This window comes from Streptomyces sp. NPDC048424, from assembly GCF_040651555.1.
Classification (GTDB): Bacteria; Actinomycetota; Actinomycetes; order Streptomycetales; family Streptomycetaceae; genus Streptomyces.
On sequence record NZ_JBEZKE010000002.1, the window covers coordinates 126,777 to 141,426 of the forward strand.

Sequence of the window (14,650 nt, forward strand, 5' to 3'; positions counted from 1 at the left end):
ATCCTTGGCGCCGTGACTTCCGCCCCGCCTCCGGCCCTCCCCTATGCCTTGATCGCCACTGACCTGGACGGGACTCTGCTGCGCGCCGGGGACACCGTCTCGGCCCGCTCGTACACGGCTCTCGCGACGGCCCGCGCGGCCGGCGCCCGGCACATCATCGTCACCGGCCGCCCCGTCCCACAGGTCCGACACGTCCTCGACGACCTCGGGTACGGGGGGCTCGCGGTGTGCGGGCAGGGCGCGCAGGTGTACGACGCGGCGCGCGGGCGCCTGCTGCACTCCGTGGCCATGGACCGGGAACTGGCCGAGGTGGCCCTCGGCAAGATCGAGGCGGAGATCGGCGAGGTCTACGCGGCGGTCAACCAGGAGGGACTGGACGCGGAGATGCTGATAGGGCCGGGCTACCGGATGTGGCACCCGCACCTGCCGACGGTGTCGGTGCCGCGGCGGTCGGACCTGTGGGCCGCCCCGATCAACAAGGTGCTGCTCCAGCACCCGGAGCTGGACGACGACGAGCTGACGCGGGTGGCGCGGGCGGTGGTCGGCGACCTGGTGAACGTCACGATGGCGGGGGAGCACACGGTGGAACTCCAGCCGCCGGGCATCGACAAGGCCAGTGGGCTCGCGCGGGCGGCGGACGTCCTGGGGGCGTCCCCGGCCGCGACGATCGCCTTCGGGGACATGCCGAACGACGTCCCGATGTTCGCGTGGGCCGCGCACGGGGTGGCCATGGCCAACTCCCACCCCGAGCTGGTGGCCGTGGCCGACGAGATCACCTTGTCCAACGAGGACGACGGCATCGCGGTGGTCCTGGAGCGCCTGTACGGCTGACCGCCGCCTCCGGGGGCTCCGCCCCCGCACCCCCGCGCCTCAAACGCCGGCGGGGCTGGATTCTGCCGGCGTCAGCCCTCAAACGCGGCCGCGCGATTTCAGCCTCGCCGGCGTTTGAGCCCCGGGGCCGCCCGCCAGGGCGGTTGGACCGCTCAGCCCGCCGCCCGAGGCAACCGGCGTTCCCACGTCCGGTGGAACACCACCTCGCCCCCCTCCCGGCACACCACCTCGTTCGACGTCACGAAGCCGCCCTCGTCGCACGAGATCTCCGACCGGGTCTCCACCCGCACGTCCCAGCCCAGTTCGGGCCGGTGGAGCCGGATCCGCCACTCGGACCGGGCCCGCGCGGACAGCGCGTCGGCGTCCTGGATCTCGTACACCTCCTGCGCGTCCTCGCTGAACTCCAGGCCGTCCGGGTACACCCGCGTGCCCCCGTACCGCGGGTCCACCTCCAGCCGCCACGTCCCGCGCGCGACGTCCCGTACGACCAGCCGTTCCGGGCGCGGTTCGTCCAGCGTGGCCGGGAAGGCGACCCCCAGCGGCGGCGCCTGCTCCGGCGGCTCGAAGACGATCCCGCCCTCCGCGCCGGAGGCGGCCCGCACCGGCAGGGTCAGCGCGCTGCCCGCCGGGTCCAGGGTCCAGCCGGCCTCCGACCCGGCCCGCGGCCAGATCCACGGCCAGTACGCGGAGGACACGGCGAGCCGGATCCGGTGCCCGGGCGGGAAGGCGTGGCCGATGCCGTTCAGCTCGAAGGTGACGTCCTCGTAGGAGCCCACCTGCCACGGCACGGCCCGGTCCCGGCCCTGGCGGGCCGACAGGTTCAGCGCGCCCCGCGTGACCAGCGTCGAGGTCCCGTCCGGGGCGACGTCGCACAGCCGGGCCACGACCTGTCCGTACGGCACGTCGAGCCGCAGCCGCAGGGTCACCGAGGGCCGGCCCAGGATCTCCACCGGCTCCCCGCCCCCCACCGGGAACTCGAAGCAGGCCGACTTCGCGTCCTCCTCCCGCTGGTCCGGCGGCAGGTCGGCGTCGTTGCCGAAGGGGAAGAAGCGGCCCGCGTCCATCCCGGTGTGCTGCGGGGAGGCGACGTCCACCGGCGCGCCCTGGAACACGTACGGGACGGGGATCACGGACGCCGACGGCCAGGCCTTCTCGCCGACCCAGCGGCCCGGCAGCTCCTCGTACACCGTCGCCGGCGGGTGCGAGTCGCTGATCCAGGCGCGCAGCAGCGGCTCGTCCATCACCCCGTTGTCGGTGCCCCGCAGCCAGTGGTCCCACCAGCGCAGGGTCTCCTGGAGGAAGCCGATCGCAGGTCCCGGCGGCAGTCCGCGGTCCGGGTACTGGTGCGACCAGGGCCCGATCAGACCCCGTACCCGCCCGGACGGCAGGTGTTCGACCAGCCGCAGCACGGTGTCCCGGTAGGGGTCGTGCCAGCCGCCCACCGCGAGCACCGCCGCGCCGATCGCCCCGTAGTCCTCGCAGACGCTGCCGTGGCGCCAGTACGCGTCGCGGGTCTGGTGCGAGAGCCAGGTGTGGACCAGCGGTTCGACCGCCTCCAGCCGGTCCAGCCACTGCCGGCGCCAGCCGTCGCCGACGAACAGCGGGTCCGGCGGCCGGGAGGCGAAGGCCAGCATGGTCGCCGCCCAGGCGTGCATGTCCACGGCCAGCACCGAGCCGCCCATGTAGTGGACGTCGTTGTCGAACCGGTCGTCCGTCGAGCAGACGGTGACGACCGCCTTCAGCGCCTCCGGGGCGAGGGCGGCGATCTGGAGGGAGTTGAAGCCGCCCCAGGAGATCCCGAACATCCCCACCGCGCCCGTGCACCACGGCTGCGCCGCCAGCCACTCCACCACCGCGACCCCGTCGGCCAGCTCCCGGGCGTCGTACTCGTCGCCGGGACGGCCGCCGCTGCAGCCGTGGCCGCGCACGTCCACCCGTACGGAGGCGTAGCCGTGGCCCGCGTACCAGGGGTGGCGCTGCCAGTCGCGCGGCGCGGTCCAGTCGGTGAGCCGGTACGGGAGGTACTCCAGCAGTGCCGGAACCGGCTCGTCCGTCACCGGGCGCCAGACGCGCGCGTACAGCTCCACGCCGTCGGCCATCGGGATCCGGACATCCTCGTGGGTGGTCTCGTACGGGAAAGCGGTACGGATGATCATGCGTGAACCACCTCAATGGACCTCAGTGGACGGGGTGCATCGTGCGCCGCAGCCACGGGGCCAGCGCGATCACGGCGAGGCCCACCGCCACCGCCACGGCGCCGTTGAGGCCGAAGTACACGGGGTTCGACACCTGGCCGTAGACCTTGACCACCTGGGCCTGGATGCCGTTGGCGAGCGCGAGGGAGAGGAACCACAGCGCCATCGTCTGGCTGCGATAGGCCCTCGGGGCGAGCTTCGTGGTGGCCGACATGCCCGAGGTCTCCAGCAGGACGTCGCCGAGGCCGAGCAGCAGGTACGAGCCGACGATCCACCAGGCGGCCATCTCGTAGGCGTCCCCCTCGTGCCCCGAGGTCGGGATCACCATCAGCAGGAAGGACAGACCGCCCAGGATCACCCCGATCGCGATCTTGTTCGAGGCGTGCGGCTGGCGGTGGCCCATCCGGGCCCACAGCGCGGCGACGACCGGGGCGAGGGCCACCTCGAAGGCGCCGAGCGCGGAGGCGTACCAGCTCGCCGGGAAGTCGAAGCCCAGGATCGTGGTGCGGGCGTTGGTCGAGGCCAGCAGCATCATCGTCGAGTAGGCCTGGAAGAGGATGAAGTTGAAGGCGACCGAGGCCAGGAAGAGGACCACGTACGGGCGCAGCCGCCCGCGCTCCTCGCTCGTCACCCGCGGGCTGCGGAACATCACCATGAAGTAGACGACGGGCGCGATCACCGAGACGAGGGTGAGCAGGTCCACGAAGCGGTCCATCGTCAGCCAGCCGGCGGCCGCCAGAAGGGTGGCGAGCGCGGCGAAGGCGAGGCAGCCGCCGACGATCCGCCACACGGCCCTGCGCATCGCGTCGGGCGCCAGGGCGTACTCGGCGGAGTGCTTGCGTCCGGCCAGGTGGCGGCGGCCGAGGACGTACTGGACCAGGCCCGCGGTCATGCCGAGGGCGGCGGCGGAGAAGCCCCAGTGCCAGCCCTCGTGCTCGCCGAGCCAGCCGGTGATCAGCGGTCCGGCGAAGGCGCCGATGTTGATGGCCATGTAGTAGAGGGCGAAGCCGGCGTCGCGCCGGTCGTCGTCCGTCCGGTACAGCTTGCCGACCATGGTGGCCACGTTCGGCTTGAGCAGGCCGGTGCCCGCGCTGATCAGGCCGAGGCCGACCCAGGTCATGGCGGCGGTCGGCACGGCCATCGCGTAGTGGCCGCAGGCGATCAGGATGCCGCCCCACAGGACGGCCCGGTACGAACCGAGGATGCGGTCGGCGAGCCATCCGCCGGCGACGGAGACGAGGTAGACCATGGTCCCGTACGCCGCCGAGACCGAGGCCGCGGCGGCCGGGGACATGCCCAGGCCGCCGTCGGCCACCGCGTCCGCGAAGTAGAGGACGAGGATCGCCTGCATGCCGAGGAAGGAGAAGCGCTCCCAGACCTCCAGGCCGGAGAGCGTGGCGAGGCCGCGCGGGTGGCCGAGGAAGGCATGGTCGTCGCGGTGCGGCGGCTGGTCGTCCGCCGGATCCGCGGGCTCGTCCCTGTCGGTCGCAGTTCTGGACAAAACGTATGCTCCGGTTGTTTCGGCTCCTCCAGAACATACCGGTGTGCATCGGACAGTGCTCGGGTGGTGGCCGGGAAGGCGCTCTCGGTGATCGAAAACAGACCCGATACGCTGGCTTGAGTGATGGCAGCGACACATCGACAATCCATGTGATCGTCAGCGTGATCGTCAGCAGACAGGAGTACCCCTCGTGACCGTCGTCGGGCCGTTCGGACTGAGCGTGCGGGACCAGGCTCTTGAGACCGATGTCCAGGCCGGACTGGCCGCCGTCGAGGCGGGTCTGCTGGAGGCCACCAAGAGCGAAGTCCCCTTCATCACCGAGGCCGCACAGCACCTGGTCCGGGCCGGAGGCAAGCGGTTCCGGCCGCTGCTGGTGATGCTCGCGTCCCGGTTCGGGGATCCCTACGCGCCCGGAATCGTTCCGTCCGCCGTGGTGGTCGAGCTCACCCACCTGGCGACCCTCTACCACGACGACGTCATGGACGAGGCGGACGTGCGCCGCGGCGTGGAGAGCGCCAACACCCGCTGGGGCAACTCGGTCGCCGTACTGACCGGTGACTTCCTCTTCGCCCGCGCCTCGCACATCCTGGCCGACCTCGGACCCGAGGCCGTGCGCATCCAGGCCGAGGCCTTCGAGCGGCTGGTGACGGGTCAGATCCTGGAGACGGCCGGTCCGCGCGACGGCCGCGACCCCGTCGCCCACTACCTCGACGTCATCGCCGGCAAGACCGGCTCGCTGATCGCCGTCTCCGGCCGCTTCGGCGCGCTCATGGCCGGCGCCGACGAGTCGGTCGTCGACATCCTCACCCAGTACGGCGAGCGGCTCGGCACCGCCTTCCAGCTCGCCGACGACGTCCTCGACATCGCCTCCGACGCGCACGAGTCCGGCAAGACCCCGGGCACCGACCTGCGCGAGGGCATTCCCACGCTGCCCGTGCTGCGGCTGCGCGAGATGGCCGAGCGCGACGGACGCCCCGAGGACCTGGAGCTCGTACGCCTCCTGGACGGCGACCTGACGGACGACGCCCGCCACGCCGAGGTGCTGACCCGACTGCGGGCGCACCCCGCCCTGGAGCAGGCCCGCCGCGACACCGTCCGGTACGCGGAGGAGGCGCGGGCCACGCTCGCTCCGCTGCCCGAGTGCTTCGCGAAGTCGGCGCTCGAAGAGCTCTGCGACGCCGTGGTGCACCGCGCCGGCTAGCCCCCGGGCACGCGCAGCATCGGAACGGGCCCTTCCGCCCCGGCGACCCCTACGGGTCCGGGCAGGAGGGCCCTTCCCGTGTCATCCCACGGTCGTACGCACAGTTGCGTCCGGGGACTGACGCCCCGGCGCCGGTGATTTGGTCAGATGGAGTCATCAAACCCCACCAGATCGGGTGAGCGCGGCGACACGGCGGTCGCCGCCGTCGACACAAGAGGGCAGGGCACTGACATGGCAGCGAACACGAAGACTTCTCGCAAGGTCGCCCGGTACGCCGTACCGGTGGCGGTGGCGGGTGTGGCCGCGGCGACCGTGGCGATGGTCCCGGCCTTCGCCAACGCCGGCGGGCCCGACCTGCCGAAGGTGACGGCGCAGCAGCTCATCGAGAAGGTCGCCGCCTCCGACGTACAGCAGCTGTCGGGCACGGCCAAGATCAGCACCGACCTGGGTCTCCCGAAGATCGCGAGCGGGCTGCTCGGCGGCGGTGGGGTCGCCGGCGGCTCCGCCAACCCGGAGGACAAGGTCGCGCAGCTGGCCAACGGCACGCACACCTTCCGCGTCGCGGCCGACGGCCCGGACCGCCAGAAGCTCACGTTCCTGGACGGCAAGGACGAGTACAGCCTCATCCACAACGGCGACGACGTGTGGGGCTACGACTCCAAGTCGAACGAGGTCTTCCACGAGAAGAACCCGCAGTCGGGCAAGGACGCCGGCAAGGACGCGGGCAAGGACCACAAGACGGCCGACCGGATGGCCCCCTCCCCCCAGAAGATCGCCGAGGAGCTCCTGAAGGCCGCCGGACCGACCACCGACGTCAGCGTGGGCGACACCGCGCAGGTGGCCGGCCGGGACGCCTACCAGCTGGTGCTCAAGCCCAAGCAGAGCGGCTCCACCGTCGGCTCGGTCCAGATCGCGGTGGACGCCAAGACCGGCGTGCCGCTGCGCGTGCAGCTGCTCTCCTCCCAGGGCGGCAAGCCGATCGTGGACGCCGGCTTCACCAAGGTGGACTTCGCCAAGCCGGCGGCCGACACCTTCGCCTTCACCCCGCCCAAGGGCGCCAAGCTGACCGAGGGCGTGGACGGGGCGGGCAAGGGCGACAAGGGCGAGGGGTTCAAGGCGCTGGAGTCCTTCCCGGGCCTGGACGGCCTGCTGGGCGGCCCGAACGGCCAGGGCGACGTGAAGGTGCTCGGCGAGGGCTGGGCGACGGTCGCTCGGATCGACTCGGGCGCCGGCAAGGGCCTCAAGGATCTGGAGAACGACAAGAACGCCCCGAAGGAGGCCAAGCAGTTCCTCGACTCCCTCGGGGACAAGGTCACCGGGAAGTTCGGTGAGGGCCGCGTCCTGTCGACCCGCCTGGTCAACGCCCTGGTCACCGACGACGGCAAGGTCTACGTCGGCGCGGTCACCAAGGACGCGCTGGTGAAGGCGGCCGACGCCAACAAGTAGTCGATCGAGCGTCACCGCGCACGAGAGCGCCGCGAGGGTGGGCCGGGACTGTGTCCCTGCCCACCCTTGCGGCGTTCCGGCTGCCCGTACAGCACGGCCGCTGTACGGTGTTGGACATGTCGAGACACGTCACCATCCGCCTGGACGAAGAGTTCCACGAACGCCTGAAGGCGCGCGCGGCGGCGCTGGGGACGACGGTCACCGCGCTGATCACCGAGGTCACCGAACGCGAACTCGACGAGGACCGGAAGAAGTTCCTGTCCGGCATAGAGGAGTTCGCCGACCACTGGAGCTACTTCCAGGAGCGGTTCGGGCATTGAAGATCACCATGGAGTGGGCCTGGACCGCTCTGGCCCACCATCTCCCGTCCGATCCCGCGGTGTGGGACCCCTCCGGGGTGGCCGCCGCGGTCGCCCGGCACCAGAACGACCTCGTCCTCGTGCCCGAACAGCCCGCCCCGGACACCGCGTGGCGGGCCGCCGCGTTTCTGCACACCCTCGCGGTGTGCCCGGCGCTGGAATCCCCGATGAACGAGTTCTACGCGGCCGCCGCCACCCGCTCGTACCTGCGCGTGGCCGGTGCCCGGCAGCTGCCCTCGCCGGAGGAGCTCGGCGACCTCGTGGAGGCGGCGAAGCTCGGGCGCGCGGACATCGCGGCCGTCGCCGAGGAGCTGCGCGCCCGGATCCAGGAACCGCTGCCCGCCTCGCTGCAGGGCCGCGCCGAGGACGCGTAGCCGGGGCGGCGACGAGCCCCGGCACGATCGGGTCGGATCGTGCCGGGGCTCTTGGGGCTCAGCGCGTGTGCGGCGGGGCCGGCGGTGCGCCTAGAAGGTGATCTTCCAGCTGTTGACGTAGCCGACGTCCTGCGCGGCCGCGTCCTTGACCCGGAGGTTCCAGACCCCGTTCGCGACCTCGCTGGAGGCGTTGACGGTGTACGACTGCACGAGGTTGTCGGCGCTGCCGCCGGTGCGGTTGTGCAGGTTGTAGACCGTGCCGTCCGGGGCGACCAGGTCGACGATCAGGTCACCGCGGTACGTGTGGACGATGTTCACGTCCACCTTGGTGGTGGCCGGGGCGTTGCCCGTGACGCCCGAGACCGTGATCGGCGAGTTGACCGCGGCGGCGGGGGAGTCGGGGATGTTCACGTCCGTCGTGCTCTCGAAGGACTGGCCCGGCGGGACCGGGGTGGCCGCCCCGAGGTTCCAGATCGCGTACGCGATGGCGTCGGCGTTGCGGTCCAGGGCCGTGTCGTTGATGTTCGACAGGCTGTCGCAGGAGGAGTGGTAGCAGCGGTCGAAGGCCTGACCGGAGGTGCCGCCCCACTTCTGCGCCTGGGCCGCCGTCTTGGTGTAGTCGGCGCCGGAGAACAGGCCGCCGACCGGGATGCCCGCGTTCTTGAACGGCGCGTGGTCGGAGCGGCCGTCGCCCTCGGTCTCGATCTCGGTCGGGATGCCGAGGCCCGCGTAGTAGTTCTTGAAGGTCTGCTCGATGGTCGGGTCGTCGTCGTAGACGAAGTAGCCCGGGTTCGGCGAGCCGATCATGTCGAAGTTCAGGTAGCCGGAGATCTTCGCCTTCTCGGCGGCCGGCAGGTTGTTGACGTAGTACTTCGAGCCGATCAGGCCCAGCTCCTCCGCGCCCCACCAGCCGAAGCGCAGGTGCTTCGTCGGCTGCAGGCCCGCACGGGAGACGGCGAGCGCGGCCTCCAGGACGGCGGCGCTGCCGGAGCCGTTGTCGTTGATGCCGGCGCCCGCGGTCACCGAGTCCAGGTGCGAGCCGGACATCAGCACCGAGTTGGGGTCGCCGCCCGGCCAGTCGGCGATCAGGTTGTAGCCGGTGGCACCGCTGGAGGTGAAGGTCTGCAGCGTCGTCGTGAAGCCGGCCGCGTCGAGCTTGCCCTTCACGTAGTCGATCGAGGCCTTGTAGCCGGCCCTGCCGTGGGCGCGGTTGCCGCCGTTGTTCGCGGCGATCGTGGAGAGCTGCGACAGGTGGGCCTTGACGTTGGCCAGCGGTATGTCGGGCGGGGTCGGCGCCGCGGTGACCGCCGTGGGGGCGGCGAGGGCGGCGGGTGCGGTGGAGGCGATCAGGCCCGCGACCGCGAAAGCGGTCACGGCAGCAAGGCGCCGGGAGACGGACAGGCTCATGTGGGGGCTCCGGGATTCCGCGGGGATATGACGGAACGAGCGGGATAGAGCAGGTGAGCGTTAGTGCGTCAGTGCGAGCCTGATGTTCAGCGAGAGTATGACTGTCCGTCAAGACCATAATTCGGTCAGGGCAGTTCGGAAAACGGACGATCCCCGGTACGGGTGACTCGTACCGGGGATCGTGAGGATGGGGCGTTTGCCGGTGCGTACCCGGCGGCGGTCGGTTACGCGGGCTCGCGGGCCGGAGCCGCCACGACGACGGGGGCTGCCGCGAGGGCCGCCCGGGAGCGCCGTGCAGTGCGCAGCGCGTCCCAGGTCAGGAGGGCGAGCGCGGCCCACACCAGCGAGAAGCCGGCCCAGCGCTCGGGCGGCATGGCCTCGTGGAAGTACAGGACGCCCAGCCCGAACTGGAAGACGGGGGCCATGTACTGGAGCAGCCCGAGGGTGGACAGCGGGACGCGGATGGCGGCCGCTCCGAAGAGCACCAGCGGGATCGCGGTGACCAGTCCGGTCGCGGCCAGCAGCAGCGCGTGCCCGACGCCCTGCGCGGCGAAGGTGGACCGGCCCTGCGCGGTCAGCCACAGCAGGTAGCCCAGGGCCGGCAGGAACAGCATGGCCGTCTCGGCGGCCAGCGACTCCAGCCCGCCCATGTTGAGCTTCTTCTTGATCAGGCCGTACGTCGCGAAGGAGCAGGCCAGGACCAGCGAGATCCACGGAGGCCGGCCGTAGCCGATGGCGAGCACGAGGACGGCGACGAAGCTGAGGCCGACCGCCACCCACTGCACGCGGCGCAGCCGCTCGCCCAGGACGAGCACGCCCATCGCGATGCTGACCAGCGGGTTGATGAAGTAGCCGAGGCTCGATTCGACGACGTGGCCGTTGTTGACCGACCAGATGTACAGGCCCCAGTTCACGCTGATCACCGATGCGGCCAGCGCGGTCAGGCCGAGCTTGCGCGGCTGGCGCAGCAGCTCCCGTATCCAGCCCCAGCGGCGCACCGCGAGGAGCGCCAGCCCGACCACGGCCAGGGACCACGTCATGCGGTGGGCGAGGATCTCGACGGCCCCCGCGGGCATCAGGAGCGGCCAGAAGAGGGGGACCAGCCCCCACATCCCGTATGCGCCGAATCCGTAGAGCAAACCCGTGCGCTGCTCGTTCTCCGCCTTCACGGGGCCTCCTGTACGACTTCCAGCCAACTTCACGACCGTAGCGCCGCGCGGCCCGGATGTCATGCCCGTAATCGCGAGATACTCATGACATCTTCAGGGGCTTGCGCGGCCGGGCCTCCCGCGCACCCCCGGAAGCCCCCTCCCTGGCCGCTAACTTTTCGAAAGTGCTTTCCGCGGGATGGTGTGCGCGGCACGGGCGAGGGCGGGCGATTTTTCGGGGCGAACGTGCCGAAGCCCGGATCTTCCGCGAGATCCGGGCTTCGTGCGGCTCCGTACGGCCGGGTCCGTGCCGTGCGGGTCAGCCGACCACGGTCCAGGTGTCGTTGCCGGTCAGCAGCGCGCCGAGGTCGCCCTTGCCGCTGCGGTCGATGGCCGTGTCGAGCTGGTCGGCCATGAGGGTGTCGTAGACGGGCCGTTCGACGCTGCGGAAGACCCCGATGGGGGTGTGGTGCAGGGTGTCGGGGTCGGCCAGGCGGGACAGCGCGAACGCCGTCGTGGGGCTGGTGGTCTTCGCGTCGTGGACCAGGATCCGCGACTCGTTGGCCGGGGTGACGTCGACGACCTCCAGGTCGCCGGTGGCCGGGTTGCGCACGACGCCCTTCGCGCCGTCCGCGCCGAAGCGGATCGGCCGGCCGTCCTCCAGCCGGATCACGGCCTCCAGCGCCTGGTCCCTGTCCTTGAGGACCTCGAAGGCGCCGTCGTTGAAGATGTTGCAGTTCTGGTAGATCTCGACGAGCGCCGTGCCCTGGTGGTCGGCCGCCGCGCGCAGCACCTCGGTGAGGTGCTTGCGGTCGGAGTCGACCGTGCGGGCGACGAAGGAGGCCTCGGCGCCGATCGCCAGCGACACCGGGTTGAACGGCGAGTCCAGCGAGCCCATCGGCGTGGACTTGGTGATCTTGCCGACCTCGGAGGTGGGGGAGTACTGCCCCTTGGTCAGCCCGTAGATCCGATTGTTGAACAGCAGGATCTTGAGGTTGACGTTGCGGCGCAGGGCGTGGATCAGGTGGTTGCCGCCGATGGACAGCGCGTCGCCGTCGCCCGTGACCACCCATACGGACAGGTCGCGTCGGGAGGTGGCGAGGCCGGTGGCGATGGCGGGCGCGCGGCCGTGGATGGAGTGCATCCCGTACGTGTTCATGTAGTACGGGAAGCGGGAGGAGCAGCCGATGCCGGAGACGAAGACGATGTTCTCCTTCGCCAGCCCCAGTTCGGGCATGAAGCCCTGAACGGCGGCGAGCACGGCGTAGTCACCGCAGCCGGGGCACCAGCGGACCTCCTGGTCCGACTTGAAGTCCTTCATCGACTGCTTGGACTCGGCCTTGGGCACCAGCGAGAGCAGTGTGCGGGACCCTTCGGTCACGGTCACCTCAGTCATTGATGGCCTCCTCGAGGACCTTTGCGAGCTGCTCCGCCTTGAACGGCATTCCGTTGACCTGGGTGTACGACTGCGCGTCGACCAGGTATTTCGCCCGGACCAGGGTGGCGAGCTGCCCGAGGTTCATCTCCGGCACCACTACCTTCTCGTAACGCTCCAGGACCTCGCCGAGATTCCTGGGGAAGGGGTTCAGGTGGCGCAGGTGGGCCTGCGCGACGGGGAGTCCGGCGTTCCGCAGCCGGCGCACGGCCGCGGTGATGGGGCCGTACGTGGAACCCCAGCCCAGGACCAGGGTGGTTGCCCCGTCCGGGTCGTCGACGTCCAGGTCCGGTACCCGGATGCCGTCGATCTTCGCCTGACGGGTGCGGACCATGAGGTCGTGGTTGGCGGGGTCGTAGGAGATGTTGCCGGTGCCGTCCTGCTTCTCGATGCCGCCGATGCGGTGTTCGAGGCCGGGCGTGCCGGGAACGGCCCACGGCCGGGCGAGGGTCTCCGGGTCCCGCTTGTACGGCCAGAACACCTCGGTGCCGTCGGCGAGGGTGTGGTTCGCACCCGTGGCGAACTTGACCTTCAGGTCGGGCAGGTCCGTGACCTCCGGGACCCGCCAGGGCTCGGACCCGTTGGCGAGGTAGCCGTCGGAGAGCAGGAAGACCGGAGTGCGGTAGGTGAGCGCGATCCGGGCCGCGTCCAGGGCGGCGTCGAAGCAGTCCGCGGGGGTCCGGGGGGCCACGATCGGGACGGGCGCCTCGCCGTTGCGGCCGAACATGGCCTGCAGGAGGTCCGCCTGCTCCGTCTTCGTCGGCAGACCGGTGGAGGGGCCGCCGCGCTGGATGTCCACGATGAGCAGCGGAAGCTCCAGCGACACCGCGAGACCGATGGTCTCCGACTTGAGCGCCACACCGGGCCCGGAGGTGGTGGTCACCCCGAGCGCCCCGCCGAAGGCCGCCCCGAGCGCCGCGCCGATGCCGGCGATCTCGTCCTCGGCCTGGAAGGTCCGTACGCCGAAGTTCTTGTGCTTCGACAGCTCGTGCAGGATGTCCGAGGCCGGGGTGATCGGGTAGGAGCCCAGGTAGAGGGGCAGATCGGCCTGCTGGGACGCGGCGATCAGCCCGTAGGAGAGGGCCAGGTTCCCGGAGATGTTCCGGTAGGTGCCGGTCGGGAAGGCCCTGGTCGCCGGCGCGACCTCGTAGGAGACCGCGAAGTCCTCCGTCGTCTCCCCGAAGTTCCAGCCGGCCCGGAAGGCGACGATGTTCGCCTCGGCGATCTCCGGCTTCTTCGCGAACTTCTGCCGCAGGAACTTCTCGGTGCCCTCGGTGGGCCGGTGGTACATCCACGACAGCAGGCCCAGCGCGAACATGTTCTTGCTGCGCTCGGCCTCCTTGCGGGAGAGCCCGAAGTCCTTCAGCGCCTCGACCGTCAGCGTGGTCAGCGGCACCGGGTGGAGGTTGTACGCGTCCAGGGAGCCGTCTTCCAGCGGCGAGGTCTCGTAGCCGACCTTGGCCATCGGGCGCTTGGTGAACTCATCCGTGTTGATGATGATCTCCGCGCCGCGCGGCACGTCCGCGATGTTCGCCTTCAGCGCCGCCGGATTCATCGCCACCAGCACGTTCGGGGCGTCGCCCGGCGTGAGGATGTCGTGGTCGGCGAAGTGGAGCTGGAAGGAGGAGACACCCGGGAGGGTCCCGGCGGGGGCGCGGATCTCGGCGGGGAAGTTCGGCAGCGTCGACAGGTCGTTCCCGAACGACGCCGTCTCCGAGGTGAACCGGTCACCGGTGAGCTGCATACCGTCACCGGAGTCACCCGCGAACCGGATGATCACACGATCGAGACGGCGTACTTCCTTGCTGCCCGGGCTCGCCGGGATGCGTTGTCCACCGACAACCGCATCCCCGGCCCCGTCGGCCTGCTCGGCTGGGCTGCTGACCTGGCTGGTCACTGAACTGGACCTCCTTCGAGGCGTGAGCACCCCCAGAACCCACCCTACGTCCGTAGGGATCAGGCTCCCCGGAGGCGACCACATTCTGGACCGTAGGGCCGCCCCTTGAGACGGCCCGACCGGTATGCCGTATCTGACAGAGTGTCAGTCGATCAAGATTTCAGATAGGTGAGAACGGCCAGTACACGCCGGTGATCCCCGTCACTCGGCGAGAGGCCCAGCTTCATGAAGATGTTGCTGACGTGCTTTTCCACCGCTCCGTCGCTCACGACCAGTTGTTTCGCCACGGCGGAATTGGTGCGTCCCTCGGCCATCAGCCCGAGCACCTCGCGCTCGCGCGGGGTCAGACCCGCCAGGACGTCCTGCTTGCGGCTGCGGCCGAGCAGCTGGGCGACGACCTCGGGGTCCAGGGCCGTACCGCCCCGGGCCACGCGGACCACCGCGTCCAGGAACTCCCGTACCTCGGCCACCCGGTCCTTGAGCAGGTACCCCACCCCGGTGCTCGACCCTGCCAGGAGTTCGGTGGCGTACTGCTCCTCCACGTACTGCGACAACACGAGCACGCCTATCCCGGGATAGTCCCGGCGCAGCCGTACGGCCGCCCGTACGCCCTCGTCGGTGTGCGTCGGCGGCATCCGTACGTCGGCCACCACCACATCCGGCAGCGCGTCCTCGGCCGCCAGCTCCGCGATCGTCTTGAGCAGGGCCTCAGCGTCCCCGACGCCCGCCACGACGTCATGCCCCCGGTCGGTCAGCAGCCGGGTCAGGCCCTCACGCAGCAGCACTGAATCCTCGGCGATGACCACCCGCACCCTGTCTTCCACGACTCAGCAGCTCCCGCGTCCACTCGTTCCCG

Annotated in this window: 12 protein-coding genes; 5 read left to right on the forward strand and 7 right to left on the reverse strand. The window is 70.7% G+C overall.

Going from position 1 to position 14,650, the window contains the following annotated elements; all coding sequences use genetic code 11:
- The first annotated feature begins 12 nt into the window (after positions 1–12).
- On the forward strand, positions 13–831 hold the full coding sequence (locus AB0D29_RS03085; RefSeq protein ID WP_362851904.1) for an HAD family hydrolase: 819 nt from the start codon (positions 13–15) through the stop codon (positions 829–831).
- A gap of 152 nt (positions 832–983) precedes the next feature.
- Here AB0D29_RS03085 and AB0D29_RS03090 read toward each other — a convergent pair whose 3' ends face one another.
- Both AB0D29_RS03090 and AB0D29_RS03095 read right to left on the reverse strand, forming a co-directional pair.
- Positions 984–2,987 carry a CocE/NonD family hydrolase gene (locus tag AB0D29_RS03090; RefSeq protein ID WP_362851905.1) on the reverse strand — a complete coding sequence of 668 codons (2,004 nt, stop codon included), beginning with the start codon at positions 2,985–2,987 and terminating at the stop codon, positions 984–986.
- A gap of 22 nt (positions 2,988–3,009) precedes the next feature.
- Complete coding sequence (locus AB0D29_RS03095) at positions 3,010–4,527, reverse strand: peptide MFS transporter (protein WP_362851906.1); 1,518 nt, start codon at positions 4,525–4,527, stop codon at positions 3,010–3,012.
- Between the two features lie 190 nt (positions 4,528–4,717).
- On the opposite strand from AB0D29_RS03095, the gene AB0D29_RS03100 reads away from it, so the two are divergent.
- From AB0D29_RS03100 to AB0D29_RS03115, 4 genes are all read left to right on the forward strand, one after another.
- Positions 4,718–5,728 carry a polyprenyl synthetase family protein gene (locus AB0D29_RS03100; RefSeq protein WP_362851907.1) on the forward strand — a complete coding sequence of 337 codons (1,011 nt, stop codon included), beginning with the start codon at positions 4,718–4,720 and terminating at the stop codon, positions 5,726–5,728.
- Positions 5,729–5,959: 231 nt separating this feature from the next.
- Positions 5,960–7,174: a sigma-E factor regulatory protein RseB domain-containing protein gene (locus AB0D29_RS03105; RefSeq protein WP_362851908.1), complete on the forward strand. Its 1,215-nt coding sequence runs from the start codon at positions 5,960–5,962 to the stop codon at positions 7,172–7,174.
- Between the two features lie 116 nt (positions 7,175–7,290).
- Positions 7,291–7,494 (forward strand): hypothetical protein, encoded by a 204-nt coding sequence (locus AB0D29_RS03110; protein ID WP_234323499.1) that lies wholly within the window; start codon positions 7,291–7,293, stop codon positions 7,492–7,494.
- The gene (locus AB0D29_RS03115) at positions 7,491–7,907 is read left to right on the forward strand and encodes a hypothetical protein (protein ID WP_362805829.1); all 417 of its coding nucleotides are present in this window, start codon (positions 7,491–7,493) and stop codon (positions 7,905–7,907) included. Before AB0D29_RS03110 ends, AB0D29_RS03115 begins: the two co-directional genes overlap by 4 nt.
- 90 nt (positions 7,908–7,997) lie before the next feature.
- Here the strand turns inward: AB0D29_RS03115 and AB0D29_RS03120 are convergent, their stop codons facing one another.
- From AB0D29_RS03120 to AB0D29_RS03140, 5 genes are all read right to left on the reverse strand, one after another.
- Positions 7,998–9,314 (reverse strand): M28 family metallopeptidase, encoded by a 1,317-nt coding sequence (locus tag AB0D29_RS03120; RefSeq protein ID WP_362851909.1) that lies wholly within the window; start codon positions 9,312–9,314, stop codon positions 7,998–8,000.
- 224 nt (positions 9,315–9,538) lie between these two features.
- Positions 9,539–10,483, reverse strand: a complete 945-nt coding sequence (gene rarD / locus AB0D29_RS03125; protein ID WP_362851910.1) for an EamA family transporter RarD — start codon at positions 10,481–10,483, stop codon at positions 9,539–9,541.
- A gap of 298 nt (positions 10,484–10,781) precedes the next feature.
- Complete coding sequence (locus AB0D29_RS03130; protein WP_362851911.1) at positions 10,782–11,858, reverse strand: 2-oxoacid:ferredoxin oxidoreductase subunit beta; 1,077 nt, start codon at positions 11,856–11,858, stop codon at positions 10,782–10,784.
- On the reverse strand, positions 11,851–13,794 hold the full coding sequence (locus AB0D29_RS03135; protein ID WP_362851912.1) for a 2-oxoacid:acceptor oxidoreductase subunit alpha: 1,944 nt from the start codon (positions 13,792–13,794) through the stop codon (positions 11,851–11,853). Before AB0D29_RS03135 ends, AB0D29_RS03130 begins: the two co-directional genes overlap by 8 nt.
- Positions 13,795–13,946: 152 nt before the next feature.
- The gene (locus tag AB0D29_RS03140; protein ID WP_030710237.1) at positions 13,947–14,606 is read right to left on the reverse strand and encodes a response regulator transcription factor; all 660 of its coding nucleotides are present in this window, start codon (positions 14,604–14,606) and stop codon (positions 13,947–13,949) included.
- Positions 14,607–14,650: the final 44 nt, after the last annotated feature.